The sequence below is a fragment of the Phytoactinopolyspora limicola genome, assembly GCF_011320225.1.
Taxonomy (GTDB): Bacteria; Actinomycetota; Actinomycetes; order Jiangellales; family Jiangellaceae; genus Phytoactinopolyspora; species Phytoactinopolyspora limicola.
The window spans coordinates 58,956-84,470 of the sequence record NZ_JAAOEN010000002.1 but is presented as its reverse complement, the minus strand read 5'-3'; the positions used below and the strand labels follow the sequence as shown (position 1 = coordinate 84,470).

General features: G+C 68.2%; 25 protein-coding genes and 1 pseudogene. 10 read left to right on the top strand and 16 right to left on the bottom strand.

Annotation, left to right across the window (positions count from 1 at the left end):
* Positions 1-28 precede the first annotated feature (28 nt).
* Positions 29-163 carry a hypothetical protein gene (locus G8760_RS30520; protein WP_281355134.1) on the top strand — a complete coding sequence of 45 codons (135 nt, stop codon included), beginning with the start codon at positions 29-31 and terminating at the stop codon, positions 161-163.
* A 40-nt stretch (positions 164-203) separates the two neighbouring features.
* On the opposite strand, the gene G8760_RS06010 is transcribed toward G8760_RS30520, so the two are convergent.
* The 3 genes from G8760_RS06010 to G8760_RS06000 are packed head-to-tail and all read right to left on the bottom strand — an operon-like array spanning position 204 to position 2,913.
* Complete coding sequence (locus G8760_RS06010; protein WP_166348390.1) at positions 204-1,037, bottom strand: class II fructose-bisphosphate aldolase; 834 nt, start codon at positions 1,035-1,037, stop codon at positions 204-206.
* Positions 1,034-1,957, bottom strand: a complete 924-nt coding sequence (locus G8760_RS06005) for a 1-phosphofructokinase family hexose kinase (protein WP_166348389.1) — start codon at positions 1,955-1,957, stop codon at positions 1,034-1,036. Before G8760_RS06005 ends, G8760_RS06010 begins: the two co-directional genes overlap by 4 nt.
* Complete coding sequence (locus tag G8760_RS06000; RefSeq protein WP_207782074.1) at positions 1,954-2,913, bottom strand: ROK family protein; 960 nt, start codon at positions 2,911-2,913, stop codon at positions 1,954-1,956. Before G8760_RS06000 ends, G8760_RS06005 begins: the two co-directional genes overlap by 4 nt.
* Before the next feature lie 531 nt (positions 2,914-3,444).
* On the opposite strand from G8760_RS06000, the gene G8760_RS05995 reads away from it, so the two are divergent.
* Positions 3,445-4,269 (top strand): DeoR/GlpR family DNA-binding transcription regulator, encoded by an 825-nt coding sequence (locus G8760_RS05995; protein WP_166348388.1) that lies wholly within the window; start codon positions 3,445-3,447, stop codon positions 4,267-4,269.
* Positions 4,270-4,288: 19 nt separating this feature from the next.
* On the opposite strand, the gene G8760_RS05990 is transcribed toward G8760_RS05995, so the two are convergent.
* Positions 4,289-4,915 carry a TetR/AcrR family transcriptional regulator gene (locus tag G8760_RS05990; protein WP_166348387.1) on the bottom strand — a complete coding sequence of 209 codons (627 nt, stop codon included), beginning with the start codon at positions 4,913-4,915 and terminating at the stop codon, positions 4,289-4,291.
* A 121-nt stretch (positions 4,916-5,036) separates the two neighbouring features.
* On the opposite strand from G8760_RS05990, the gene G8760_RS05985 reads away from it, so the two are divergent.
* Both G8760_RS05985 and G8760_RS30185 read left to right on the top strand, forming a co-directional pair.
* Positions 5,037-5,744 (top strand): ArsR/SmtB family transcription factor, encoded by a 708-nt coding sequence (locus tag G8760_RS05985; RefSeq protein ID WP_166348386.1) that lies wholly within the window; start codon positions 5,037-5,039, stop codon positions 5,742-5,744.
* Positions 5,745-5,838: 94 nt separating this feature from the next.
* Positions 5,839-6,237 (top strand): annotated as a pseudogene (locus tag G8760_RS30185) (ACT domain-containing protein); the annotation flags it as partial.
* Between the two features lie 60 nt (positions 6,238-6,297).
* Here G8760_RS30185 and G8760_RS05975 read toward each other — a convergent pair.
* Positions 6,298-7,053 carry a siderophore-interacting protein gene (locus tag G8760_RS05975; protein WP_207782073.1) on the bottom strand — a complete coding sequence of 252 codons (756 nt, stop codon included), beginning with the start codon at positions 7,051-7,053 and terminating at the stop codon, positions 6,298-6,300.
* Between the two features lie 242 nt (positions 7,054-7,295).
* Here G8760_RS05975 and G8760_RS05970 point away from each other — a divergent pair, with 242 nt between their 5' ends.
* Entirely contained in the window at positions 7,296-8,024 is a 729-nt protein-coding gene (locus G8760_RS05970) for a TetR/AcrR family transcriptional regulator (RefSeq protein ID WP_207782072.1), read from the top strand.
* On the opposite strand, the gene G8760_RS05965 is transcribed toward G8760_RS05970, so the two are convergent.
* A complete protein-coding gene (locus G8760_RS05965; RefSeq protein ID WP_166348377.1) occupies positions 8,017-8,616 on the bottom strand; it encodes a DnaJ domain-containing protein in 600 nt (199 codons plus the stop codon). The genes G8760_RS05970 and G8760_RS05965 overlap by 8 nt on opposite strands.
* Positions 8,617-8,832: 216 nt before the next feature.
* Here G8760_RS05965 and G8760_RS05960 point away from each other — a divergent pair, with 216 nt between their 5' ends.
* A complete protein-coding gene (locus G8760_RS05960) occupies positions 8,833-9,111 on the top strand; it encodes a hypothetical protein (RefSeq protein WP_166348374.1) in 279 nt (92 codons plus the stop codon).
* A gap of 90 nt (positions 9,112-9,201) precedes the next feature.
* Here G8760_RS05960 and G8760_RS05955 read toward each other — a convergent pair whose 3' ends face one another.
* Complete coding sequence (locus G8760_RS05955; RefSeq protein WP_207782071.1) at positions 9,202-10,335, bottom strand: DNA alkylation repair protein; 1,134 nt, start codon at positions 10,333-10,335, stop codon at positions 9,202-9,204.
* Positions 10,336-10,477: 142 nt separating this feature from the next.
* Here G8760_RS05955 and G8760_RS05950 point away from each other — a divergent pair, with 142 nt between their 5' ends.
* Both G8760_RS05950 and G8760_RS05945 read left to right on the top strand, forming a co-directional pair.
* A complete protein-coding gene (locus tag G8760_RS05950) occupies positions 10,478-10,900 on the top strand; it encodes a protein-tyrosine phosphatase family protein (RefSeq protein WP_207782070.1) in 423 nt (140 codons plus the stop codon).
* A gap of 299 nt (positions 10,901-11,199) precedes the next feature.
* Positions 11,200-12,810: an ABC-F family ATP-binding cassette domain-containing protein gene (locus G8760_RS05945; RefSeq protein ID WP_207782069.1), complete on the top strand. Its 1,611-nt coding sequence runs from the start codon at positions 11,200-11,202 to the stop codon at positions 12,808-12,810.
* A gap of 439 nt (positions 12,811-13,249) precedes the next feature.
* Here the strand turns inward: G8760_RS05945 and G8760_RS05940 are convergent, their stop codons facing one another.
* From G8760_RS05940 to G8760_RS05900, 9 genes are read right to left on the bottom strand one after another with little or no spacing between them, the layout of a single operon-like run.
* The gene (locus G8760_RS05940) at positions 13,250-14,029 is read right to left on the bottom strand and encodes an SDR family NAD(P)-dependent oxidoreductase (protein WP_166348371.1); all 780 of its coding nucleotides are present in this window, start codon (positions 14,027-14,029) and stop codon (positions 13,250-13,252) included.
* 12 nt (positions 14,030-14,041) lie between these two features.
* Positions 14,042-15,529, bottom strand: coding sequence for an aldehyde dehydrogenase family protein (locus G8760_RS05935; protein ID WP_166348368.1), 1,488 nt, complete (start codon positions 15,527-15,529; stop codon positions 14,042-14,044).
* Entirely contained in the window at positions 15,526-16,725 is a 1,200-nt protein-coding gene (locus G8760_RS05930; RefSeq protein WP_166348365.1) for a M20 family metallopeptidase, read from the bottom strand. Before G8760_RS05930 ends, G8760_RS05935 begins: the two co-directional genes overlap by 4 nt.
* Entirely contained in the window at positions 16,725-17,591 is an 867-nt protein-coding gene (locus tag G8760_RS05925; RefSeq protein ID WP_207782068.1) for an ABC transporter ATP-binding protein, read from the bottom strand. The genes G8760_RS05930 and G8760_RS05925 overlap by 1 nt, the downstream gene beginning before the upstream one ends.
* A complete protein-coding gene (locus G8760_RS05920) occupies positions 17,588-18,565 on the bottom strand; it encodes an ABC transporter ATP-binding protein (protein WP_425502296.1) in 978 nt (325 codons plus the stop codon). Before G8760_RS05920 ends, G8760_RS05925 begins: the two co-directional genes overlap by 4 nt.
* A 41-nt stretch (positions 18,566-18,606) precedes the next feature.
* Positions 18,607-19,485: an ABC transporter permease gene (locus tag G8760_RS05915; RefSeq protein ID WP_166348362.1), complete on the bottom strand. Its 879-nt coding sequence runs from the start codon at positions 19,483-19,485 to the stop codon at positions 18,607-18,609.
* Positions 19,482-20,429 (bottom strand): ABC transporter permease, encoded by a 948-nt coding sequence (locus tag G8760_RS05910; RefSeq protein ID WP_166348359.1) that lies wholly within the window; start codon positions 20,427-20,429, stop codon positions 19,482-19,484. The genes G8760_RS05915 and G8760_RS05910 overlap by 4 nt, the downstream gene beginning before the upstream one ends.
* Positions 20,430-20,479: 50 nt before the next feature.
* Complete coding sequence (locus tag G8760_RS05905; protein WP_166348356.1) at positions 20,480-22,063, bottom strand: ABC transporter substrate-binding protein; 1,584 nt, start codon at positions 22,061-22,063, stop codon at positions 20,480-20,482.
* Positions 22,060-23,124, bottom strand: coding sequence for an isocitrate/isopropylmalate dehydrogenase family protein (locus tag G8760_RS05900; protein ID WP_166348353.1), 1,065 nt, complete (start codon positions 23,122-23,124; stop codon positions 22,060-22,062). The genes G8760_RS05905 and G8760_RS05900 overlap by 4 nt, the downstream gene beginning before the upstream one ends.
* Positions 23,125-23,285: 161 nt before the next feature.
* On the opposite strand from G8760_RS05900, the gene G8760_RS05895 reads away from it, so the two are divergent.
* Both G8760_RS05895 and G8760_RS05890 read left to right on the top strand, forming a co-directional pair.
* Positions 23,286-24,083 carry a FadR/GntR family transcriptional regulator gene (locus G8760_RS05895; protein ID WP_246222451.1) on the top strand — a complete coding sequence of 266 codons (798 nt, stop codon included), beginning with the start codon at positions 23,286-23,288 and terminating at the stop codon, positions 24,081-24,083.
* A 121-nt stretch (positions 24,084-24,204) separates the two neighbouring features.
* Complete coding sequence (locus G8760_RS05890; RefSeq protein ID WP_207782067.1) at positions 24,205-25,467, top strand: P1 family peptidase; 1,263 nt, start codon at positions 24,205-24,207, stop codon at positions 25,465-25,467.
* Positions 25,468-25,515 lie beyond the last annotated feature (48 nt).

Genomic DNA, 25,515 nt, shown 5'->3' with positions numbered 1-25,515 from the left:
CGAGACCGTCACCGAGAAGATGCTTCGGATGGCCCGTCGGCACGACGTGAGCCATTGGCTGCTGTCGCAGTTCCTCACCGAGGACGACGAACGCGTCGACAAGTCGCTTCACCTCATGGCGACCGAGGTCTTGCCCAACGTCCGGGCCGCCCTAGCGTCGTAACGTGAGCGGCAGCCGCCGTCTCACGCGACACACTTGGGGCTCAGGCCGAGCGCAGGAGCTCGAGGAGCCGGCGGGTTTCGGTGTGCACCGCGTCGCGGCCTGCGGCGACGTACTTGCGGGGGTCGACGACGTCGTCCTGGGCGAGCCGGTGTCGCAGCGCGGAGGTGAACACGACGTTGAGGTGGGTGGCGATGTTCACTTTGGTGATCCCCGCCCGCACCGCGTCGACGAGCCCGGCATCGGGGACGCCGCTGGACCCGTGGAGCACCAGCGGCACCGGGACGGCCGCGTCGAGGGCTCGGATCAGCTCCTCGTCGAGAACGGCGTGCCGGTCGGTCATCGCGTGTGAGCTGCCGACGGCGACGGCGAGGGAGTCGACACCGGTGGCTTCGACGAATTCGCGGGCCTCGGCGGGGTCCGTGCGGACCCCGGGTGCGTGTGCGCCGTCTTTGCCGCCGACCTCACCCAGCTCGGCCTCGACCGACACTCCACGTTCCCGGCAGTGCGCCACGACCTCGGCGGTCCGGGCGACGTTCGTCTCGTAGTCGAGTGTCGAGCCGTCGTACATGACGCTGGTGAACCCCAGATCGACGCCTTCGTGGACCAGGTCCACGCTCTCGGCGTGGTCCAGATGGACCGCGACGGGCACGGTGGAACGTCGCGCGAGTTCAAGGCTGGCGGCGCCGATGGGAGCAAGCGATCCGTGATAGCGCACACAGTTCTCGCTGATCTGCAAGATCACGCCAAGGCCGGCGGACTCGGCCGCCCGCACGTAGGCCTCGGCATGTTCGAGGAGGATGACGTTGAAGGCCCCTACCGCGTAGCGGCTGTCGGCAGCTGGCTTGAGCAGCGCCGTGGTGGTCACCAGGGTCATGTGGATACCTCGTGGACGTCGACGTGAGCGAGGAGCTGGTGGTAGATCTCGGGATCGAACTCGCCGGCCACGGGGGCACGGACGGTGGCCGCGGAGAGCGCGCAGGCATCCCGGACGATCTCCGGCCAGGATGACCCTGAGCGTAGGCCGGCGGCGATGGCCGCGACGACGGAGTCACCAGCGCCCGTGGGGTTGCCGTCGAGTGGGCGTGGCAACCGGGCCCGCCAGCGTCCGGAGTTGGTGACGGCGAGCAGCCCGTCGCCACCGAGGGACACCACGACCGCGCCGACGGAGTCGCCGCGCAGGTACTCCGCTGCCCGCTGCGGGTCGTCGATGCCGGTGGCTTCGCGCAGCTCCGCCGCGTTCGGCTTGAGCACGGTTGGCCCGGCGGCGGCGACCTCGGCCAGTGCCGGCCCCGAGGTGTCGGCGACCAGCGGCCGCCCAGCGGCAATGATCGTGCGGGTGAGTTCGGCCAGGGCCGCGGGGTCGATGCCGGGCGGCAGGCTGCCAGAGATGGTGACGATCTGTGCGTTGCCGGCCTGTTCGACGATGGCAGAGCGCAGCTGGTTCCACTGATGGGGGGTGAGGACCGGCCCCGGCTCGTTGAACAGGGTCGCGTCCCCGGCGGCGCGGTCCACGATCGTCACCGTTCTGCGTGTGTTCACGTCGAGTTCGACCAGGGCCTGTGGGATGCCGAGCGACTCGACGCCGGAGCGCAGGAGTTGCCCGTCGGCCCCTCCGATTGGCCCGGTCACCAGCACCGGTACGCCCCGCTGGTGGAGAACTCGGGCAACGTTGAGTCCTTTGCCACCCGGCCGGGTGGCGACACCGTCGACCCGATGGGTGCCGCCGGGCCGCAGCCGGTCGACGGGGTAGGTCACGTCGACGGCTGGGTTGGGGGTGACGGCTAGAACGGTCATCGTCGGCCGCCGGCCTCGATGCGCTGACGTGCCAGAATGCCGGCGCCGATACATCCGGCCCGGTCTCCGAGGGCGGCTGGGACCAGTGTTGGCATCCGCTGGAACGTCAGTCGGTCGCGGAGTTGGTGTTCCACGGGATCGAACAGGTCCGGGCCGGCCAAGGCGAGCCCGCCGCCGATCACGATCATGTCGGGCGCAACCAACGTGGTAGCGGCGGCGAAGGCCCGGGCCAGCCCGTCGACCGCTTGGGCCCAAACATCGACGGCCACGGTGTCGCCGTCGCGCTTGCGTTCGAGGACCTCGGCGGCGCCCTCGACGTTGACCCCCGAGCGCCGGCTGTACCGGCGGGCGATGGCGGCCGCCGATGAGACCGCTTCGGCGCAACCTGTGCCGCCGCAAGCGCACGGTTCGTCGTAGCCCACGTCTAGATGCCCGAGCTCACCGGCGAGGCCACGGCCATCGACGACGTGGCCGTCGGTGATGATCGTGGCAGCGATGCCGGTGCCGATGGGGACCACCAGCACGTTCTTCTGCCCGCGTGCGGCGCCGACCTGCGCCTCGGCGAGCCCACAAGCGCGGACGTCGTGCCCGACGGTGACCGGCAGGCCGAGCCGCTCTTCGGCCAGCGTCTGGAACGGGACGTCGCGCCAGCGGATGTTCTCCGACCAGACGGCTCGACCGTCGACCGGATCGACCAGTCCCGGCAGGGCGAGGCCCGCGGCGCCTACGTCGCGGGCCTCGGGCAGGTCACGCAGCGCGACGAGCGTATGGAGGATGCGGCGGACGACCTCATCCGGACCCGCGTCGGCTCCGGTGGCCTGGGTGAGGTCTGCCAGGGAGCGTCCCGCGGCGTCGAGCACGGCGCCCTTGAGCCGGGTGCCACCGACATCGAGCGCGAGCACCGTTCCGGTGGACGGCTGAGAGATAGTCGGCTCCAGCTGGTCGGGTATGGCCACGGCGGGATACGTCAGTTCCGGGACGGCGCGACTGTTATCGACCGGCCGCGGGTGCGGGAGGTGATCGGGTTGGGCTCGGTCTGGTCTTCGACCTGCGTTCTGACTGACAACTCAACCTCCGATCGGGTGGTTACGCGTGGCGTCGGGGACCTCATCCACGGTAATACTCCGGTGAGTCTGTGCGTGATGTCAAGCGATCTATGCTTAAATCGCTCAGTAACAGTCAACTATTCCTGACGATTGACCGGCCCGGCCCCACTCCGGGGCCTTCGTCTGATGGGTTGATGTGCGGGATCGTGAATGTTTCAATCACTATATGATCAGAAATGATCATATAGTCGACGGTGGCCGGTTGGGGAGGGGAGACATGATCATGTCGCTATTGGTGCTTGCCGGACGTCCTGCCGGTCGATCCCGTTCTGCCTGGCAGTACGCCTCCGGAGTCTCTATAGTCGGCATCGTGTCCGCGATGATCCGCTACCCGCACGCCGCGTCGCAGCTGGTCGCTGGCCAGCCAGTGGGGGCTGCCGGATGAACTCCGCCGAGCCCAAAGGAGACCGCAACGACTCGCGCGACCGCGCATTGCGGCTGCAGACGTTGCTGGACATGCTGGCCGAGCGCGGCAGACTCTCGGTCAGTGCGGCCGCGGAATCGCTGGGTGTCTCCGAGGCGACCGTCCGTCGAGACTTCACCACCCTGGCCGAACAGCAGCTGGTCACCCGGACCCACGGAGGTGTGGTGGCCTCGTCCGTCGCCTACGACCTCCCCGTCCGATACCGCGGGCGAGGAGACAGCCACGCCAAGGAGCGGATCGCGGCCGCGGCCGGAGATCTCGTCGAGCCAGGGATGGTGGTCGCTTTCAACGGCGGCACCACCACCTCCGCGGTGGCGCGTCGGCTGGCGGCCCGTACCGACCTGGCCAAGGATGGTCAGCGGCCAGCGGTGACCGTCGTCACCAACGCGCTGAACATCGCCACCGAGATGGTTCTGCGCCCGCACATTCGGTCGGTCATCCTCGGGGGTGTCGCGCTGCCGCAGTCGTACGAACTTACCGGCCCGTTGGCCACCCTCGTCCTGCAGGAATTGTGGTTGGACCTGTTGATGCTCGGCGTCGACGGGTTCGCCCTGAGCACCGGTGCGGCCTGCCATGACGAGAGCGAGGCGGGTGTCAACGCGATGATGGTGCGGCGCGCTCGACGGGTGGTAGTGGTCGCTGGTTCGGAGAAGCTCGGCCGTCGTTCCTTCGCCCGCATCTGTGACGCCGACGCCGTGGACACGTTGGTCACCGATAGCGACGCCGACCCCGAGATCGTCGACGCGCTGCGGGCCGCCGGGACCACCGTCATTCTCGCGTGACCGCTACCCCGACCTGCGCTTATGAGTGTTCCCGCCGGATAGCGTGATCGATGAAGTCGAGGAGTGCGGCCGTTTGCTGAGGTAGATCGACCGTTTCGTCCATCGCCCACGAGCCCAGCACACCATCGGCGGCGCGCAGGATGATGGTCGCGACTCGGCGGGTGTCGAACGATCGGAACTCCTGATCGCGCTGGCCTCGGGCCAGGATCTCGGCCAGCCCGTCGACTTCTTCGGCCACCTCGCGGGCGAACGCGTGTGATCCGTCCGGCTCCCGATGGTTGGTGACGATCTCACTCATGGCCAGGAACTCCGTGCGATGCTCGTGGAAGAACTCGAGCTGAGACCCGATCCACGCCTCGACCTGGCCGGCAGCGGTGTCCCGCGCCACGATCTGGGTCTCCATGTGCTGCCATGCTCGTTCGAAGAACTGGGTGGCAACCAGCCGTAGGAGCTCGTCTTTACCGCTGAAATGGTAGGTGATCACGCTCTTGCTGATGTCGGCGTGTTCGGCGATCCGGGCCAGCGATGTGTTGGTGTAGCCCACACGGGCCACGACCTCGGTGGCCGCCTCGACGATCTGGGCTCGTCGAGCCTGCTCGATAAACGACCGCCTGGGTTGTCCAGCCGGACCGGGTTTCTTCGCCATGGACTGATTATGAACTGCCCGGGCAGGGGTATGGACGTCGATCCCGCGGGCCTGTTGCCGGCCATGAAGGTGCCCGGACGCTTCGATGCCGGCCGAACCATCCGTGGTGCAGGATGGGGCCATGAGCAGGCGGGTGGATGCGGCACCGGAGATGGCCGCGCTCGCCCGGCTGTTCGCGGACGAAACTCGTGCGGCGATATGCCTGGCGCTGCTCGATCGACGGGCATGGACCGCCGGCGAGCTGGCCCGATATGCGGGCGTAGCCCGTTCCACGGCCACGGAACACCTCAACCTGTTGACTGCCGCCGGGGTGCTGGTCGACGAGCGGCAGGGCCGGCACCGGTACGTGCGGTTGGCCGATCCGCAGGTGGCGGCGTTGGTGGAAGTCCTGTCGGCACACACCCCACCTGGCCCGCGTCCGGCTACCCTCAGGGCGGCGACGGCGAGGTCGGCGTTGGCGCGGGCCAGGACGTGTTACGACCACCTGGCCGGGGCGCTGGGCGTGGCGCTCGCGGACGCGCTCGCCGACTCGGGGTTTCTCCACCGCGACCGTGGCTGGGCGGTCTCGAATGGTGGGGCGGGCTGGTTGGCCGGCCTCGGAGTCGACGTCGAACACCTCCGCCGGGCCCGTCGCCCCATGGCCCTGGCCTGTCTGGACTGGACCGAGCGCCGGCACCACCTGGCCGGAGGTGCGGGCGCTGCGTTGCGCAGCCGTTTCGAGGCGTTGGGGTGGATCGCTCCGACCGGGATCCACCGGGGAATCCGGGTGACCGGTGAAGGACGTGACGCTCTGGCCCGGGAGCTAGGTCTGACCTGGCCCGACGGCTGACCGTCACGCCTCTCGTTGCGATCGTCACACGTGGGGCGGTCTGGCTATCCGGAGTTCGGTCGTCGCCGAACAGACTGGCTCGTAGCGTCGTCACATGTTCACACCCGATGGCGATGCGCGACATGACGAACGACGATCAGCCGGCACACCGCAGGACATCGAGGTCGTCCTCGACAACAGGCCCGGCGCTCTGGCGGCGCTCGGGCAGGTACTGGGGCAGGCGGGGGTCAGCCTCGACGGCGGCGGCGTGTTCAGCACTGGGGCGACGGCGACGGCACACTTCCTGGTCAGCGACGCGTCGGCGGCCAGCAGTGCCCTGGAACAGGCCGGGATATCACCGGTGCACATCAACGACGTCGTGATGGTTCGCCTGGATCAGGACACCCCTGGTCAGCTAGGTCTGTTCGCCCAGCTGATGGGCGAGGCCGGGGTGAACATCACCGTGCAGTACAGCGATCACGCTGGGAATCTGGTCATCGTGGTCGACGCGGCCCAGTACGCGGAGTGCTCTCGTCTGGCCGCGATGTGGGGCGGGGCGGGGCGGGGCGGTGAGCTAATGCAGGCCGGGCTTCCCCACGGCCCAGAACGGCTTGACCTTGATGGCGGTGCGCGGCCAGTTGCGCTCCTGTACCAGGAAGTTGCGGATGAGCTGACAGGTACGGGCCTCACCGGCCACATAGGCCATACCCGGCTGCTCGGGCAGGGCGAGATCGGCGACGCCGTCGAGTAGAGCCTGGGAGGCGACGGCGGATGCCCCGTGACGATACACGCGTGCCAACTCGTGTCGCCCGGGCATGGGGAGGTCGTGCTCGGGCGACTCGCTCTCCAACACGCCGTAGACAGGGGCCGACGGGTCGAGCGCGCGGATCATCGGGCCGAACGCCGCGCTGGCGGTCTCTTCACCGAGGAACACGTGATAAGCAGCCTCATTGGTGGTGTAGAAGTCTCCCTTGGGCCACCAGTACGTCACTGGATCGCCCGGGCGCACCTGCTGAGCCCAGGCCAGGCCGATGCCATCGCCTGGATATAGATGAACCCGGAGCTCGATGGCGCGTTCGTCGAGATGGAGATCCCAGATGGTGTAGGTGCGCAGGGTCTCACCGGGACGCAGGATCCCGGAGATGGACAGGGGGTCGTTGATCTGGACTCTGATGTGCTGGCCCGGGGTGTACGGGAAGGTGATGGGCTGCTCGGCGACGAGCCGGATCCGCTGCATCGTCGGCGTGACCGGCTCTGAGTGGGTGACCGTCGAGTGCGCGAAGTGCTTGGCGAAGGCAGCTGCTAGCGGGTTACGGGTCCGGCGGCTCACCTGGCCACCTCTCGGGACGCCTCGCGTTGCCGGCCGGCACGCGACAGCCCCCACCACGTTGCTCCTACCAGCAGTATCGACGCGGCGACCAATGTCCATCTGAGAGTCACGTCGAGTCCTTTCACTTGACCGTTGTCTAGTAGCCCTAGGTAAATCTAGATCTACTAGAATTGTCAAATGTCGACGGGAGCGAGCCGCTCCGTTCAGGGGCTCTAAGGTGAGTGATGGAGAGGAGGTGCGTGGTGTCCCAGCCGGTCACCAGCAGGAGAGATCGAGTACGTCAGGCAACCCTGGCGGAGATTCACGCAACGGCCCGGCGGCTTCTGGTCACTCGCGGACCCGGAGCGGTCACCATCAACGCGGTCGCACGCGAGATGGGTATGAGCGGGCCCTCGCTGTACCACTACTACGCCAGCCATGACGAACTCGTCGGTGCGGTAGCTGCCGGCTTCTTCCGGGAACTGACCGAGACGATGGAGCGTGCCCGCGACGAGCAGGCGGAGGCCGCACTCAGTGATCGACTGCTCGCCACCTGCCGCGCCTTGCGATCCTGGGTCACCACCCACCCGGCGGAGTTCTCATGGGTCTTCGCGAGCACCATCTCCGAGCCGAACCGAACCCCCGGCTCCGCGCGGCTCGAGGCCGCCCAGCGCTTCGAGCACATCCTCCTCGAACTGATCGTCGAACTCTGGCAGCGGCGACCGTTCCCGGTGCCTGACCTCGACGACCTGCCCCGGTCGCTTCGTGATCAACTCGCCGCCTACTCGGCATCGATCGACGAGCGGCTGCCGGTCGAGGCAGCCCACGTCTTCCTGTCGTGCTGGATCAAGCTCTACGGCTTGTTGTGTATGGAGGTCCTACACCAGCTGGACTTCGCGTTCACCGACTTGGAGCCGGTCTTCGAGCAGTGCCTCCGGGAAATGTCGGCCGCGCTGGGCCTGGAGTACGCCGCGCCGGCACCGGTCACGTGAACATCGCTACCACCGCCACGAGAACCCGCGGCAACGTCAGGAACGACAACACGTACAGCAACGCCAGCGCCACCGAGACGAGGGTCTGGCCGCCCCGGCCGGTACGGCGGATCCGCCACCAGGCGAGGTGGCCAACCACGATCGCCACCGGCCACGCCAGCGGGCCGAGCAAGGCGAGCACCAGTGTGGCGATCGCCAACGGATGCATCTTGGGTGGCATCGGTGCGCTGGCGGGCCGCTGCGCCTCGGCGCGAGATGGCTCAGCACCGCTCGCCCCGGACTGGTGCCCGTCGGGTTCGGACCCAGTGGGGTGGTGGGTGGCGGCGCCGCTGGTAGGCGAAGGGCCGGAGGTGTCGGCACCGGTCGCCCGGCGGGCGGCGTTATAGGCTGCCAGCCGTTCGGCGTCCAGCAGGATGTCCTTAGCTCGAGTGAGGCGCCGGAACGTAGGGGCATCACCGCCGGTGTCCGGGTGCCCGCCGTGCATCGCATGGCGGCGGAACGCCCGGTTGACCTGCTCTTCGTCGGCCCCTGGATGGACCCCTAGCACCACATGTGGATCGCGCCCGCCGAGCTCGTCGAGATCAGTGGCCATGGCATCACCCTCCCTCACACGATGTATGACGAGATAGGGGGCGAGAATGTGACACCCCGGAGGCGGAATGGCCAGATGCCGCGAATCGGATCCGGCCGGGAAGGATGATAGACATGCTGGTCACCTCCCGTTCGTACGCCGAGTACATGGCGATGTTCGATCTGGCGGCGCATTCGCTCTCCGGCCGCGTCCTTGCCACACCTACCGTTCCGCGACGTGTCCTTTGACCTGGTGGTGTGTTCACATCTGCTATTCACCTGGGCAGATGTCCTCGATGAGGAGTGGCACCTGGCCGCGTTGCGGGAGATGGTGCGGGTCGCCCGCCGCGAGGTACGTGTCTTCCCGCTGGTCGGGCAAGGAACCGGGGATGACGTGCCGTTCCTGGCGGCTCTGATGTCGCGGTTGGGCGTCGACGGGTACACAACCGACGTGCGCACCGTGCCATACGTCTTTCAGCGCGGCGCCGCCGAGATGCTCGTTGTCGGGCGTGGCTGACTGGATACCCGGCGTGATGAGCCAGCGCCGGTGTTTGAAGCGACTGGCTGAGCTGTGCCGAGAAGTCACGCCCGCCGACGACGGATGGGACTATTCGAGGGTGAACCACGCCTCTGCTCGGACCTCGCCGTTGAGCAGCAGCTCGACGAGGTGTTGTCCGGGGTGGTGCGTGCGGGTGCTGTGCTGGGCCAGGGACACACTCTTCGACACCGTGCCGTCTTCGGCCGGTGTCAGCTCGAAGGTGGTGCCCTTGAACACCTTCGGGCTGCTGGAGCCGTTCGCCTTGACGAAGTGCACGCGCAGGTCGGCCAGAACAGGCTGAGGAGTATTGGTTCCGTTGTGAATCCCGGCCTCGATCCTGATCTTGTCACCGATCCGGGCTCGAGCTGGTGTGACGGACAGTCCAGTGACTGTGACTGGTGAACCGGGAGCGTAGCCCAACAGGGCCAATGCGCCGGGGTGACCTTGTTTGATCAGCGTGCGTAGGCCATGCCTGATCAGCCGCTGGCGCTGCGGCGTGGCTGCGGTGGACCACTCCCGGCACACCTGCACCACGAGGTCGGGGTGGTCTTTGGCGATGTCGTTGAGGTTGTTGGCCACTGACCGGCGTACATACTCCTCGGGATCGTCCTTGAGTATTTCCAGTAGCGTGATGACCGGTGTCGGGTCCTTCTGGAAGCGGCGTAGCCGGGCCGCCCAGGGCAGCCGCGGGCGGGTCCCCTCCGACACCAACCGTCGTACGTGCACACTCGGGTCGGTGGCCCACTGCCCGAGCCGTGCCATAGACAGCTCAGGATGGCGCTCGATGAAGGCACGGATGCTGAACTCGGCGGTGAACCGCTGGGTGAGCTCGTACTGAGCCTGGAACGACTCCTCCGGACAGTCCAGCCCGTACTCCGCGACGAACAGGACATGCGGCAGGTAGATGAACGGCTCCATACCTTCCAGCCGTTCGATCTTGGGGCCCAACGATTCGACGAGGATGCCGATGGCTTCGGCCGGATCGGGTGGGAGGTGCTGGGCGAGCGCCGTCGAGATCTGGCGGGCCCGCGGGGTCAACTCGAGATCGTCGTAGCCGTCCAGGGAGTTGGCCACGAACTCCGAGGATGGAAAGCTCGGATGGACGGCTTCGATCATCGCGGCTATCCGTTTGGGGATGTCCGGGCCGTAACTGTTCTTGAGCGGTTCGGCCACGGCTACCGCCCGGACCCTGGAAGCCAGCACTCCTGCACCGTGCCCTGGGACACGTGATCGTCGTTTGCGCGCATGGCTCATTCTTACCTGCCGCACTGACAACGACCCGCCCGCGCCGGAGGTCCTTGGCCGGGCCCGCCGCCGTCACCGGCGGGCCCGTATCGTCGGATGGGTGATCGCGTGGGCTGACCGCCCTGGTGTGGTGGTATATCCGGACGGCCGCCGAGTGCGCGGGCGCGGCCTGCGTCACATACCACCTGGCGACCTGAACCCCGAGTTCGCCGTGTACCTGCTGGGGCGTGCGCCGGACGAGCCTGGCTGGTCCTACCGCTGGATTCCGTGGCCCGACCTCCGACTGCCTCGATCGAAACCTGAAGCGCTGACGGTTCTACGTGAAGCGTACGAGCGAGCTGCCACCGAACGCGTCGAGATCGCTTGTGGTGGCGGCGTCGGGCGGACCGGCACCGCGCTGGCGGTGATGGCGACCTTCGCCGGAGTCCCGGCGGAGGATGCCGTGCAATGGGTGCGTCGGCGCTACCACCCTCGAGCGGTGGAGATGCCGTGGCAGCGGCGCTGGGTCCGCTCGCTCGGATGACGTCTTCCTGGTCTCTGATGACGGATGCGTGTGGATTAAGAGCCGGCATGCGGCATTGGAGACCAGCAAGTGAAGCGGACCTGCGGGCGCGGGAATAGTCTCGGTCCGCAAAGTGGTTTGAAGATGAGCTGCGGGACGTGTCATCCTTGTTTCGCACGCCATTCCCGAGTGTGAGGTACTACGACGGTGAAGACTCTCGACGGTTTCCGGCCGCATCCCGCGCGCTGACGTCCGTCGTACCCGCTTCGCCGGGCTCTTCGGGTCAGCGCATCCACGCCGACCTTCTCGGAGAGTCCACCATGTCTTCCACGTCCTCCATACAGTCCACCTCTGTCCAGTTCAACGGCGTGACGTTCGCCTGGCCGGACGGAACACCGGTGCTTCGCGACGTCACAGCGACGTTCGGTCTCGGGCGGACCGGCATCGTCGGCGCCAACGGCAGTGGCAAGACGACGCTGCTGCGCCTGGTACGCAGCGAGATCCGGCCGTCGTCGGGCAGCGTCACCACCACCGGTGAGGTCGCCTACCTACCGCAGAACGTCACGCTACGAGCCGGATCGACGGTCGCCGACCTGCTCGGCATCCGCGTCGCGCTCGACGCGCTGCGAGCCATCGAGTCCGGCGACGTCGCCGAGCGCCACTTCGACGCGGTTGGCGACGATTGGGATATCGAGACCCGAGCCGCTGAAGTTCTGGGTGCGGCCGGCGTGCCCGAGCTTGGCCTGGATCGCCGGGTGGACCACATGTCCGGGGGCGAGACCATCCTGGTCGCGCTGGCGGGGCTGCGGCTGGCGGGCACGCCGATCGTGCTGCTCGACGAACCGACCAACAACCTCGATCGCGAGGCCCGGGCGCGTCTGTACTCGATGGTGCGGAGCTGGAACGGGGCGTTGCTCGTCGTCAGCCACGACACCACGTTGCTGGATCTGATGGACGAAACCGCGGAGGTCCGGGCCACGTCGTTGACGGTGTTCGGCGGGGCGTTCAGCGACTACCAGGTTTACCTTGCGCAGGAACAGGAGGCTGCACAGCGGGCCCTGCGCGACGCCGAACGGGTCTTGAAGGTCGAGAAACGGCAACGTATCGAGGCCGAGACCAAACTCGCCCGCCGGCGCCGCTACGCCCAGACCGACTACGAGAACAAACGCAAACCCAGGGCGGTGATGAACCAGCGGAAGACCGAGGCCCAGGTATCGGCCGGCAGGTTGCGCGTCGAGCTCGGCGAGAAGGTCGACGCCGCGAGTGCGGCTGTCGACGAGCGGGCCGCCCGGGTGCGGGACGACCGCCGGGTCCGTATCGACCTGCCGGACCCGGGTGTCCCCGCCAGCCGTCGGCTCGCCGAACTCGGCGACGGAGAACGTACGCTCGTGATCCAGGGGCCGGAACGAGTGGCGTTGACCGGACCGAACGGCGTCGGCAAAACCTGTCTGCTGGAGTCTCTGGTGCATGGGACGCCGGCTGGTATCGCGGCCCTGACCGCCCGGGCGTTGACCGATCGGATCGGTTACCTGCCGCAGCGGCTGGACGTCCTCGACGACGCGGCGAGCATCCTGGAGAACGTTCGCCGCGCCGCACCGGTCGCTACGCCGGGCACGGTCCGGGCCGGGCTGGCCCGGTTCCTGTTCCGAGGTGACGAGGTGGATCGGTCCGTGGTGCAACTGTCCGGCGGCGAGCGATTCCGGGTCAGCTTGGCGCGGCTGCTGCTCGCCGACCCGCCACCGCAGCTGGTAATACTCGACGAGCCGACCAACAACCTCGACCTGGAAAGCGTCGACGCACTCGTGGATGCGTTGAGCAGCTATCGGGGTGGAATGATCGTCGTGAGCCATGACGACGGGTTCCTCCGCCGGCTCGGTATCAACCGCTGGCTGACGTTGGACCGTGGTGGCCGGCTTGCCGAATCGTCATAGTTGGGTGGGCTCTGGCGCGTGGCGTCTCGGGGACGGCGCCAAGGAGTTCGACAGATCTGACGCAGGTGCGGTCTATCAACGCGTCGCACGATGTGTTGATGCGCCGTCGGACGAGGTGGGTGAGTGTCATCACCCACCTTGTGCACCTGATCTCCGTTTGTGCACCTGATCGCTTACGCGGCGGCGATTAGGGTAGGTAAACGTCGGTAGGGGGCTGGTCGGGTGCATCAATGTGCGCCAATCCCCATCTCAGTATCCGGATGCGCGACGATCAGATGCACAAGTCGGTGCTGAAAGGCTAGATCTGCATCTGATCGTCGCGCGTCCAGACTGTGAGAAGCGATCAGATGCACAACGGGTCTGCGTCGCTGCTGGTTGGCACACCTGATCGCTGCCGCGGAAACGATCAGGCGCACAAACGACGATCAGGTGCACAACGCTAGGCGGGTGGGTCGAAGCGGCCGTCGATCGCGGTCCATCCACCGTCGACGGCTAACACGCTGCCGGTGACAAAGCTGGCCGCGTCGGACGCGAGGTATACCACCGCTCCGGCGAGTTCGCGCGGTTCGGCCCACCGGCCCAACGCACTCTTGGCGGCGTACGCGTCGTACCAGTCGGGCCGGGCTTTGATCGGCGCGGTGAGTGGTGTCTCCACCACCCCCGGGGCGATGGCGTTGACCCGCACACCGGATGGTCCGAACTCGGCCGCCGCGGTGCGCAGCAGCTGCACCAGCCCAGCCTTGGTGGCCGCGTAGACACCTTGACCGGGCTCAACGGTGACGGCGCGGATCGAGGCGAACCCGACGATCGAACCGGATCCACGCTCGGCCATCGGCCCGCCGAACGCCCGGATCAGGTGGAACGACGACCGCAGGTTCAAGTCGACTACCCGGTCGAATTCCTCGTCGGTGTAGTCGAGCAGCCGTTTGCGTACGTTGGTGGCTGGTGTGAAGACGAGGACGTCCACCGGGCCGAGTTCGGCGGCGGCACGGGAGACGGCGCCCGGATCGAGCACGTCGAGCTGATACGCCGATCCGTTCGTACCCACGGCCGCTGCGGTCTCGGATACGGCAGCGGAGTCGCGGTCGGCGGCCACCACGGTGGCGCCGTGGGCGGCCAGGGCCAGCGCCGCTTCCCGGCCGATACCACTCCCGGCGCCGACGACGAGCGCGCGCCGCCCATCGAGCCGGAAGAGGCCGGCATAGGCTGTGTAGTCCATCGTGTCTCTACCTCACATCGGCCGGATGATGGCCATCCGGGTCACGGTCAGCTCTTCGACGGCGAAGCGGGGGCCTTCTCGGCCGATGCCGGAGTCTTTGACCCCGCCGTAGGGCATGGTGTCCGACCGGAAGCCGGGCACCTCGTTGACGACGACACCGCCGACGTCGAGCCGCTGCACCGCCGTCATGGCGGTGGCCAACGAACGGGTGAACACACTCGCGTGCAGCCCGTAACGGGACGCGTTCACCTGCTCGAACGCTTCGTCCATCGAGTCGATGATGCGGACGCATACCACTGGCCCGAACACCTCTTCGCACCACACCGCGGCGGTGTCGGGGACGTCGACGAGCACCGTCGGTGCGGGTGTGACGTCGCTGGGTGCGGTGGCCAGCCGGCGGGCACCGGCCGACTCGGCTGCCTCGACCCACTCGTTCACCCGCTGGGCGGAGCGTTGGTCGATCAGCGTGGAGACATGGGTGGCCTCGTCACGGGGATCTCCGACGACGACGCTGCCCATACCCGCTGCTAGCCGGTCGAGGAATTCGTCGGCGACGCCCCGTTCCACCAGAACCCGCTGCACCGAGATGCATGCCTGGCCGGAGGCGTAGAACCCGCCACGCAACACGGCGGCGGCCGCCGCCTCCACGTCGGCGTCCGCGGCTACACACAGGGCGGCGTTGGACCCCAGCTCCAGGAGAACCTTGCGGGGTGCGGCATCACGGGCGATCCGATGCCCAACAGCCGCCGAACCGGTGAAGGACACCGCCCCGACCCTGGTGTCGGTGACCAGGGTGGACCCCACGTCGACGTCGCCGGTGACCAGCTGCACCAGACCGGGAGGCGCACCGGCGGCCAGCGCTGCCTCCCGGATCAGCTGCACCAGCCACAACGTCGCCAGCGGAGTGGACGGGGCGGGTTTGCAGATCACCGGACATCCGGCCGCGATCGCCGGACCCATCTTGTGGGTGGCCAGCAGCAGCGGATAGTTGAACCCGGCGATGCCGACGACGACGCCAATCGGCTTGCGCACCCAGAAACCGAGCATTCCGTCGCCGGACGGCAAAAGGTCCAGTGGGACGGTTTCGCCGTGCAGCCGGGACACCTCCTCGGCGGACGCGGCCAGCGTGACGAGGGTACGGTCCACCTCCACCCGGCAGTCCCGCACCGGCTTGCCGGTCTCGAGGACCAGCAGGTGCTCCATCTCGTCGCGCCATCCCGCCAGGGCATCCCGGGTGGCCAGCAAGATGTCGCGGCGGATCCGCGACGGCAGCGCCGCGACGGCGCCGGCCAGTTCGGTGGCGTGATCCACCGCGGTACGGGCGTGGTCGGCGGTACCAACCGGCGCGTCGGCGACGTGGGAGCCGTCGTACGGGAAACGGATCGGTGTGGTCTCGCCGGTGTCGACCCACCCGTCCCCGATCGGCAATCCCGTGGGCACGGTGGCGGAGAACGACGATGCGACGGTGGCGGAGAACGACGGCGGGACGGTGGTGCTCATGCCGTCGTCCCGCGGAGGAAGTGGTCGGCCGCCTCGGCGTAGATGTGGGCGCAGTGGACGATGTCGGCCACCTCGACGAACTCGTCGGCCTGGTGCGCGATCCATTTGCCTCCGGGGCCGTAGACGACGGTGGGGATGCCGGCGTCGCGGGTGAGGATGGTGCCGTCGGTGGCCCCCGGGACGCCGCCGTACCGTGCTGGTTCACCACGGACGGTCTCGTGGGCGCGGGCGAGGGCGGCGACTACGGGATGGCCGGGATCCACCTCGACCGACGGCCGGTTGTCGACGACGCTGACCTCGCTGGTCACACCGAGCGGCCCCGCGGCGGCCTCGGCTAGTTTGGCGATGGTGGCGATCACCTGATCGTGGTCCAGGGCAGGCACGGTGCGGATGTCCACACACACGGTGGCGCGGGTGGGAATGACGTTGATCTGGTCGGCCGAACCGGCCTCCAGGACCGTGGGCGTCACATACGGCAGGCCTAGGTGTTCGTGTTCGCCCAGCTCGGCCTGCCAGTGCTGCTGCTGGTCAGCCAGGGCTGCGAGAAGCGCACCGGCCGGCGCCACCGGGTTGCGACCATGCTGCGGCATCGCACCGTGGGCCATCTTGCCGGTGAAGTCCACCCGCAGCCGGATCGCGCCCTTGGCGGCGACGCAGATTTCACCCTCTTCCGGTTCGCAGATGATGGCGGCATCGACGTCCCGCGACGCGGGCGAGGCGGCGAAGTGTTTGGCGCCGAGCATCAGCCCTTCCTCGTCCACCAGCGCACACACCATGATCCGGCCGGGGAAGGGACCCGCCTGCTGCAACGCGTGTACACCGTAGAGCATCGCCGCCACTCCGGACTTCATGTCCGCCGAACCCCGCCCATAGAGGCGGCCGTCGCGGATCTCCCCGCCGTAGGGGTCGACGGTCCAGGCGTCGAGGTCGCCCTCGGTGACGACGTCGGTGTGGCCCTCGAACACGAGTGTCGGACCGTCGCCACCGCCGCCGTCGATCACGGCGATCACGTTGGGCCGGCCCGGTGCCACCTCTGTCACGTCGGGCGCCCAGCCGAAGGAACGCATCCGCTCCGCCACCAGTGCGGCCGCCGCGGCCTCGGCTTGGCCGCGTTCCGGATCGTGCACGCTGCGGATACGCACCAGGTCACGGGTGAAGTCGACGACGCCTCGTTCGTCGACGGGGAAGCGGGTCACTACTGTTCGTCCTCCTCGGGATCGGCGGCGGTCACGGCGCGGGCAAGTTCGGCGGCCGACACGCCGGCCAGGGCGCGGCGCAACGTCGGCACGGCGGCGACCAGTCGCCTGGTGTACGAATGTTGAGGGTTGTCGTAGACGTCGGTGGTGGCCCCCATCTCGACGAGTTCACCGTGGTGCATGACGGCGATGGTGTCGCACACGTGCCGCACCACGGACAGGTCGTGTGAGACGAACACCAGGGTGAGCGAGTACTCGTCGGCGAGATCGGCGAGCAGGTTGAGGATCTGCGCACGTACCGACACGTCGAGGGCGCTGACCGGTTCGTCGGCCACCACCACGGACGGCCGGGTGGACAACGCGCGGGCGATGGAGATCCGCTGCCGTTGGCCGCCGGAGAACTGGTGCGGGTATCGGTCGCCGGCGTCGTCCGGCAATCCGACCGCGGTGAGCAACTCCCGAATCCGGTCCGGCGGGGTTGGTTTGCGGGCAGCCACCAGGGGTTCGGCGATGATGTCGCGTACCCGCATCCGGGGGTCGAGGGATCCCATCGGGTCCTGGAAGACCACCTGTAGCCGTTCGCGGAGGAAACCGAGCCGCCGCTCGGGCTGACCGGAGATCCGGTGCCCCTCGAACTCGATCGAACCCGACGTCGGGTGGTCGAGTGCGGCCAGTAGCCGGATCAGGGTCGACTTCCCGGACCCGGACTCACCCACCAAGCCGAACCGCTGCCCCGGCTGGATGTCGAAGGACACACCGCGCACCGCCGGCACTTCGCTCGGGGGCTTGAACAGCGACGTACGGGCCCGCCGGTACCGGCGGTGGACGTCGCGGACGCTGAGGATCGGTGGACTGGGCTGGCTCATGTGGGCTCCTCGACCGGGTGCCAGCAGGCGTGGGCACGTGCCCCCTTGTGCTCCAATGGCGGCACCTGGACACATTGCTGAGTCGCGTGCGCGCAGCGGTTGCGGAACACACATCCGTCGGGGAACCGCCCGGCGGCCGGGACCGTGCCCGGGATGGTGTGTAGCCGTCCCCGCCCGTCGACGGCGTCCATGTCCGACGCGTCGAGCAGCCCGCGGGTATACGGATGCCGGGGCCGGGTGAACACCTCGTCGATGGGACCGGACTCGACGATCCGCCCCCCGTACATGACCAGCACCCGTTCGCAGACCGTGGCGACCACCGCGAGGTCATGGGTGATGAACAGCAGCGCGCTGTCTCGTTCGGCGACACCGGTCAGGATGAGATCGAGCATGTGGGCCTGGACGGTGACGTCGAGCGCCGTGGTTGGCTCGTCGCAGAGGAGGACGGCGGGATCGTTGGCCAGCGCGATGGCGAGCACGACGCGTTGGCGTTGCCCACCGGAGAGCTGATGAGGGTAGGCGCGGGCTGCCCCTTCGGGATCGGGCAGGCGCACCTTGGCCAGCATCTCCACCGCTGCGCGCCGGGCGGCGCGACGGTCCGGCTGGCGGCGGTGCAGCAGCATGATCTCGGCCACTTGGTCGCCGACCTGCATCACCGGATTGAGTGCGGTCATCGGCTCCTGGAACACCATGGCCATCCGGTCGCCCCGGACCTTGGACATCTGCCGTTCGCTGGCGCCGACCACGTCGAAGCCGACCTCGGAGAGCCGGATAGACCCGCTGGCTTTCACCTCTTCGGGGAGCAGGCCGAGCAGGGCCAACGCGGTCAGCGACTTGCCGGAGCCGGATTCGCCGATCAGGCCCACCCGCTCGCCGGGGGCCAGCGTGAAGGACACGTCGGTGATGAGGTCGAGATTGTCCGTGCCCACCCGAAGGTCACGTACGCGCAGCGCGGGTTCTGCCGCGTCAGGTATGCCGGCGCCTGGCGGAGTCGATGGTCCCGCGATCTGGTTGTTCACCGGCGAACCTCCAGACGCGGATCGAAACGGTCCCGGAGGCCGTCGCCGAGCAGGTTGAACCCGAGCACGGCCAGTGCGATCGCGATACCCGGCCACAACGCCAGCCGGGGCGCGGAGTGCAGCAGCTCCTGCGACTCCTGCAGCATCCGGCCCCAGGACGGGGTGGGCGGGCGGGTGCCGAAGCCGAGGAACGACAACGCTGCCTCGGCCAGGATCGCGATGGCGAAGGCCACCGAACTCTGCACGATGACCAGCCCGGAGATATTCGGTAGAACGTGCCGTACGGCGATGGCCCGGCGGGTGCGGCCGGCCGCACGGGCGGCAAGCACGTACTCGGTGTTCATGACCCCGAGGGTGCCGCTGCGGGCGAGCCGGGCGAACGACGGCACGGTGGCGATGCCGATGGCCGCCATCGCGGTGAGAGTGCTGGGCCCGTAGACGGCGGCGAACATGATGGCCATCAGCAATGCCGGGAACGCGAGCAGTAGATCGTTGCCGCGCATGACGATCTCGCCGGCCCACCGGGACCCCATGCCGGCGAAGATGCCGAGCGGGGTGCCGATCACGGCGGCGATACCGACGGCGACGATCCCCACGAACAGGGTGGTGCGGGCGCCGACCAGCAGTTGGCTGAAGACGTCGCGGCCGAACTTGTCGGTGCCGAGCCAGTGGTCGCCGCTGTAACTCGTCAGCCGCGCCGCCGCGTCGATGCGGGTGGGGTCGTAAGGCGTCCAGACGAACGACAGTAGAGCGGCGCCGATGATCAGCGCGACGATGCTGCCGCCGACGATCAGGCTCGGGTTTAGCCGGGAGCCGCGTCGGGCCGCCGCTGGTTCGGCGACCGGTACGGAAACGACGTTGACCTGTTCGCTCATCCCGCCCTCCGGAGCCGGGGATCAAGGACGGTATACAGCACGTCGACGACGTAGTTGACGAGGAGTACGGCGAGGACCAGCACCATGACGACGCTCTGGACGAGCAGCAGGTCCCGGTTGGCGACGCCGTCGAGTAGCAGGCTCCCGAGACCGGGAATGACGAACACCCGCTCGACGACAACAGCGCCGATCAGCAGCGTCGCCAACTGCAGGGCAAGGACCGTGACCACCGGGATGGCCGCGTTTCGCAACCCGTGTTTGACCAGGGCGCGATACGGACCGAGGCCTTTGGCCCGGGCGGTACGGAGATAGTCCTCGCGCATTACGTCGAGCACCGCCGACCGGACGTACCGGGTGACGACCGCACCCTGAACGAGACCTAGCGCCAGAGCAGGCAGGATCAACCGGCGCAGGAACTGCACGGGGTCGTCGGCGGGCACCACCCAACCTCCGGGCGGCAGCCAGCCCAGCTGTACCGCGACCACCGACACCAGCAGGATGCCCGCGAGGAAGCTCGGCACCGCCATCCCTACCTGGCTGGCGCCGGAGAGCATCATGCCGCTGAGCCTGCGGTGCCGCACCGCCGCCAGGACCCCCAGCGGCAGGGCGATGACCAGCGCGACCAGCATGCCTGCCATCACCAGCCAGGCGGTGACCTGCAACCGGTCGAACACCTGCGGCCCGATATCCGCGCGGGTCACGTACGACCGGCCGAGATCACCCTGGAGCAGGCCACCCACCCAGTCGAGGTACTGGGCGGGCAGAGACCGGTCCAGGCCGAACTCGGCCCGGGTGGCCTCGAGCGCCTCGGGCGTCGCCTGGACGCCGAGGGCCACCCGGGCGGGGTCGCCCGGCAGCACCGCCATGAAGGCGAAGACAACCGCCGACGCCAGCAGCAGGCTGAGCGCGAAGACCACCGTCCGCCTCGCGAGCTGGAGCAGCACCGGCCGCGCACCCCTTTCCGATCAGGCCCCGGTTCGGCCGGGGCGGCCCGTCAGGACCTCGATATCGCCGTCAAGTCGAACGACTCGCCGACGCGATTCTCCGGCAGGCCGGTGACATCGTCGGCGGCGACGATCAGGTTCGGCAGCAGGAACAGCCAGTCCGCGACGGCGTCCTCGGCCAGCAGCCGGGCCGCGTCCTGCATCGACGCGATCTGCTCCTCCGGCGTGCCGGCATCCGCGGCGGTCAGGAGGTCGCGCAGCTCCTCGTTGTCGTACCGGAAGTAGTAGTCCGGGTCGCCGAAGATACCGATGTCGCGGGGTTCGACGTGGGCCACGATCGACATGTCGTAGTCGGCGTTGGTGAACACCTCGTCCAGCCAACGGGCCGGGAACTCCAGCGGCTCGATCTCGGCTGTGATGCCTACGTCGGCCAGCTGTGAGGCGACCACCTGAGCGGCGGCGACCGCGTAGGGCAGGTTGGCGATGCGGAAGCGTAGTGTCACACCCTCTGCGCCGGCGTCGGCCAGCAGGTCCTGAGCACGATCAGGATCGTACGGGTACATGCCGGTCAGATCTTCGTACCAGGGGTCCGTGGGCGGAACGTGGCTGCCGATGAGGTAGCCACGCCCGGCCCACGCCGTCTCCAGCAGGGCCTCTCGGTCGATGGCGTGTTTGACCGCCTGACGGACCCGCACGTCGGACATCGGGCCGGACTCGTTGTTGAACGCGAGGGTGACCTCACCGTTGGTGGTGCCCTCGATGACCTGGAAGCGGTCCTCATTCTCGAACTGGTCGAGTGCCTCGGGCGCCTGCACGGTGCCGATGACGTCGATGTCGCCGGTGAGCATCGCGTTGTTCGCGGCGGTCGGGTCGGCGAAGTAGCGCAGCGTCACGGTGTCGATGGCCGGGGCATCACCCCAGTAGTCGTCGTTGGCCGCGAACACGATCGAATCGCCCCGGTTCCAGGTGTCCACCACGTACGGTCCCGTGCCGACCGGCTCGTTGGCGAGGTCGTCGACTCCGGTGGGCGTGAACATCGCACCGATGCGGGTGGTCATCCGGAACAGCCAGTTGTTGCTGGGTTCGGTGAGGACGACGCGGACCTCGGTGGGGGAGACCACCTCGACCTCGTCGACGACGTCCATGCCGGACTTCAGCGACACCGACCAGTCGTCGGACTGGACCCGTTCGATGCTGAACTTGACGTCGTCGGCGGTGAATTCCTCGCCGTTGCTGAAGGTCACCCCCTCACGGAGGGTGAAGTCGTAGATGGTGCGATCCTCGCTGACCTCCCACGACTCCGCCAGCAGCGGGACGATCTCGCCGGTGTCCTGGTCGAGTTTGACCAGGCCTTCGTAGACGTTCACCAGCAGGGCTTCCGGGATGGCCGCACCGTCGGTGGTGGTGAAGTCCAGATTGGCGGGTTCGGCGGTAAAACCGACGGTGAGCGCGGTGGGCTCCCCGGCGGGTGTGTCGTCACCAGGGTCCGCGTCGTCACCGTCGCCGTCGTCGGCCGTGGAGCCGTCGGCTGAGCTGTCGGTGGCGTCGTCGTCGCCGCTGCCTGCTCCGCAGCCGGTCAGGAGGAGGAAACCGGCCGCGGTCGCCGCGACGGCGGTGCGGAGCGATCGTTTCATCTGGTGTTCCTCTCGCGATTCAGCGCCGCCCGGACGGCCGTGGCCACCCCTTCGGTGGTTCCGGTACCGCCTAGGTCGGGTGTATGGATGGATGGATCGAGCAGTGCGGTGGCGATCGCGTCGCGGATCGAGTCACCCGCGGCGGGAAGGCCACTGTGGTCCAGCATCATGGCACCGGACAACAGGCACGCCACCGGGTTGGCGATTCCTTGTCCGGCGATGTCTGGGGCGGATCCGTGAATCGGCTCGAACAGCCCGGGGGTGGCCTGCGGGCTGACGTTCGCACTCGGGGCCATGCCGAGTCCACCCGCGAGCACCGCGGCCAGGTCGGCGAGGATGTCCCCGAACAGGTTGCTGCACAGCAGCACATCCAGCTCGGTGGGGCGTTGCACCATCCGGGCGGCCATGGCGTCCACCAGTACCGGCTGCCACTCGACCGCCGGGAAGTCCTCGGCCACGTCGGCGACCACCTCGTCCCACAGCGTGTAGCCGTGCCGCATCGCGTTCGACTTGGTGACCAGCGCGAGCCGGCCGCGCCGCCGGCTGGCCTGGTCGAACGCGTACCGGGCGGCGCGTTCGATGGCGTGCCGGGAGTGGATGGCGACTTCGACGGCCAGCTCCGCACCGCTGGCCCGATGGGCCCGCCCACCCGCCCCGCTGTACTCACCCTCGGTGTTCTCCCGGACGATGAGCAGGTCGGTGCCCGGCGCGGAGGTGACGACGGAGGGCACGCCATCCCAGCTGCGCACCGGGCGGAGGTTCACCGCGAGGTCCAATTGTTGGCGCAGCGCGATGATGAGCCCCCAAACCAACTCGTGGTCGGGGACGTCTGGGCGGCCGACGGCACCGAATAGGACGGCGTCGTGCTGGCGAACGATGTCGGCGGCGTCGGCTGGCATGGGCGCCCCGGTTCTGAGGTGCCGCTCGCCGCCCCAGTCCACCTCGAGAACATCCAGCTGGGCGCCGTGCAGTGCGGCGGCGTCCCGGATGACCGGGAGCGCGGCGGCGATGACCTCGGGGCCGACGCCATCGCCGGGGATACACGCGAGACGGAGTTGCATCGAACCTGCCTACCTATCGCCCTGCCTTGCGGACCAGGATTCCGGGCTTGAAACCTCGTAGGCTACTGGTCGGACCAGTAGCCTTAGTGAGGAATAGGTACGGTTGCATGGCCGGCCCAGGCTGTCAAGGTCCGGGCCCGAGACGTAGAGCGGAGCGCTGGATGGCAGGCGAGGTGAAGTTCGAGCGGGTCCGGCCGGTGCGCGCCTACGAGCGGGTGGTCGAACAGATCGAGGAGCACGTGCTGCGCGGCCAGCTGCGGCCGGGGGACCGGCTACCCAGTGAGCGGGCACTGATGGCCGAGTTCGGGGTGAGCCGCTCCACGGTGCGGGAGGCGTTGCGCGTTCTGGAGAGCAACGGGCTGGTCCGGTCCCGGCCCGGTGATCCCGCGGGGCCGGAGATCCTGGAGTTCTCGCCCACCACGCTGCGTAAGTCCGTGACGCGGCTGGTCCGCACCGACCAGGTGGGCTTGGGTGAGCTCGTACAGTTTCGGATGTTGCTGGACAGCTGGGCGAATTTGCTGGCCGCGAAGCTGGCCACGGATGAGCAGGTGGCCGAGATGGAGGCCGCCATGGCCCGGATGGAGCAGGCGATCGACGAGGGGTACGTCGAGTTCAGCCAGGCCGACGTCGCTTTCCACGACGCGGTGGCGCGGGGTAGCGGCAGCACGTTGATCCAGGTCTGTAGCGACGTCGTGCGGGGGGTCGTCGTGGGGCTCATCGCACACAAGATCGCCGACAGTCCGGACCGACGGGCGCTGATGCGCAAGTCGCTGAATCATCATGCGGAGGTCCTCCACGCGTTGCGCGAGCGCGATGGCGAGCGCGCGGCTCGGCTGGCCCGGCACTCTCTCTACGCGTACTACGCCGAGTACGTGCCGGTGGGAGAACGACGGCTGCTGCAGGCGTTGCTGGAGGAGGTTCCGCCGCCCGGAACGGTCCACCCGTCGGCGCTACTGTGATCGTGGAAATGTTCCATGGTGTTAGTTATTGCTGATCCACTATTACAGAGTGTCTCTTGTTCACTGAGCGTCACCACGTCGAGACTCTGGGCAACCACGATCGCATCCACGGGAGGCCGACGTGTCCCAGAACCTCACTCGACGATTCCGCCGGGTCCGCGCGCCGCTCGCCGTCGCCGCGGCGGGAGCTTTGCTGTTCGCGCTGACGGCGCCGGCGCAGGCTGACCCGGACGAGTTGAGCAACACCATCACCGACGTGCCTGGCATCAAGGTCGGGCAGTACACCCAGTTCGGTGACGGTTACCGCACCGGAACCACGGTCATCCTGACCGAGGACGGCGCCACCACCGGCTACAGCCAGCAAGGTGGTGGCCCGGGGACGAAGGAGACCGACTTACTGGAGCCGGGCGGACTCGTCACCGAGGCCCACGCCGTGGTGCTCAGCGGCGGCAGCGCCTATGGGTTGGACGCGGCCTCCGGTGTGATGCGGTGGCTGGAGGAGCGCGGGGTCGGATACCCGGTGGGCGGCGGCGTGGTGCCGATCGTGCCGTCGGCGATCCTCTACGACCTCGGCCGTGGCGGCGACTTCCAGGCCCGTCCGGATGCCGAGTTCGGCTACCTAGCGGCGGAGAACGCCAGCACCGACCCCGTCGAGATGGGGCGGGTCGGTGCCGGAATGGGGGCCAATTGGGGCCTCGGATCAGCGAGCATCGAGCTACCCAACGGATACCGCGTCGGCGCCATCGTCGGGCTCAACCCGGGCGGTTCGCCGGTGAACCCGGACACCTGCCGGCCCTATGCGGAGTTCCTCGAGATCGGGAACGAGTTCAACCTCACCAAACCGAACAAACGCGACTGCCCGGACGCCCGGCCGGGGAATGCCGCGTCGGTGGAGGGAATGTCCGAGGAGCCGTTCAACACGACCATCGCCGTCGTCGCCACCGACGCACCACTCGACCAGACCCAGGCGCAGCGGATGGCGATGATCGCCAACAGCGGGCTGGCCCGCTCCATCCGGCCGGTTCACAACCTCGGCGACGGTGACACCGTGTTCGCCATGGCCACCACCACGCCGGCCGGGGGCCTGTCGAACAACGAGCTCAGCCAGATCTACAACGCCGGCGCGGACGCCCTCGGCCGGGCCGTCGTCCACGCGATGCTGGAGACCGAGACCATCGGCAACCACCGGTCTTACTGCGACCGGTACCCGAGCGCGTGCAAGCACCGGGACCGGCCGGGCGCGGCGAGCACGACCACCGACACCAGCGATAACACCACCAGGGACTCCGACGATTCCGCGGTGGTGGCACCGGCGGTCGCTTCCAACGGTGGCTCGACCGGCCTGCTCACGTGGATCGCTCAGGCGGTACGCCACCCCCGTTGATCCCCCTCCCATGATCATGAACACTTTGCCGTGTCATGACACGGCAAA

Excerpts from the sequence above, each read along its gene's own strand:
- G8760_RS05945 (WP_207782069.1), top strand. The coding sequence starts at position 11,200 with ATGTCTTCCACGTCCTCCATACAGTCCACCTCTGTCCAGTTCAACGGC.
- G8760_RS05940 (WP_166348371.1), bottom strand. The coding sequence starts at position 14,029 with ATGGACTACACAGCCTATGCCGGCCTCTTCCGGCTCGATGGGCGGCGC.
- G8760_RS06005 (WP_166348389.1), bottom strand. The coding sequence starts at position 1,957 with ATGACCGTTCTAGCCGTCACCCCCAACCCAGCCGTCGACGTGACCTAC.
- G8760_RS05925 (WP_207782068.1), bottom strand. The coding sequence starts at position 17,591 with ATGAGCCAGCCCAGTCCACCGATCCTCAGCGTCCGCGACGTCCACCGC.
- G8760_RS05915 (WP_166348362.1), bottom strand. The coding sequence starts at position 19,485 with ATGAGCGAACAGGTCAACGTCGTTTCCGTACCGGTCGCCGAACCAGCG.
- G8760_RS30520 (WP_281355134.1), top strand. The coding sequence starts at position 29 with ATGGCCCGTCGGCACGACGTGAGCCATTGGCTGCTGTCGCAGTTCCTC.
- G8760_RS05895 (WP_246222451.1), top strand. The coding sequence starts at position 23,286 with ATGGCAGGCGAGGTGAAGTTCGAGCGGGTCCGGCCGGTGCGCGCCTAC.
- G8760_RS05965 (WP_166348377.1), bottom strand. The coding sequence starts at position 8,616 with ATGGCCACTGATCTCGACGAGCTCGGCGGGCGCGATCCACATGTGGTG.
- G8760_RS05900 (WP_166348353.1), bottom strand. The coding sequence starts at position 23,124 with ATGCAACTCCGTCTCGCGTGTATCCCCGGCGATGGCGTCGGCCCCGAG.
- G8760_RS05935 (WP_166348368.1), bottom strand. The coding sequence starts at position 15,529 with ATGAGCACCACCGTCCCGCCGTCGTTCTCCGCCACCGTCGCATCGTCG.
- G8760_RS05990 (WP_166348387.1), bottom strand. The coding sequence starts at position 4,915 with ATGGCGAAGAAACCCGGTCCGGCTGGACAACCCAGGCGGTCGTTTATC.
- G8760_RS05905 (WP_166348356.1), bottom strand. The coding sequence starts at position 22,063 with ATGAAACGATCGCTCCGCACCGCCGTCGCGGCGACCGCGGCCGGTTTC.
- G8760_RS05995 (WP_166348388.1), top strand. The coding sequence starts at position 3,445 with ATGAACTCCGCCGAGCCCAAAGGAGACCGCAACGACTCGCGCGACCGC.
- G8760_RS05985 (WP_166348386.1), top strand. The coding sequence starts at position 5,037 with ATGAGCAGGCGGGTGGATGCGGCACCGGAGATGGCCGCGCTCGCCCGG.
- G8760_RS06010 (WP_166348390.1), bottom strand. The coding sequence starts at position 1,037 with ATGACCCTGGTGACCACCACGGCGCTGCTCAAGCCAGCTGCCGACAGC.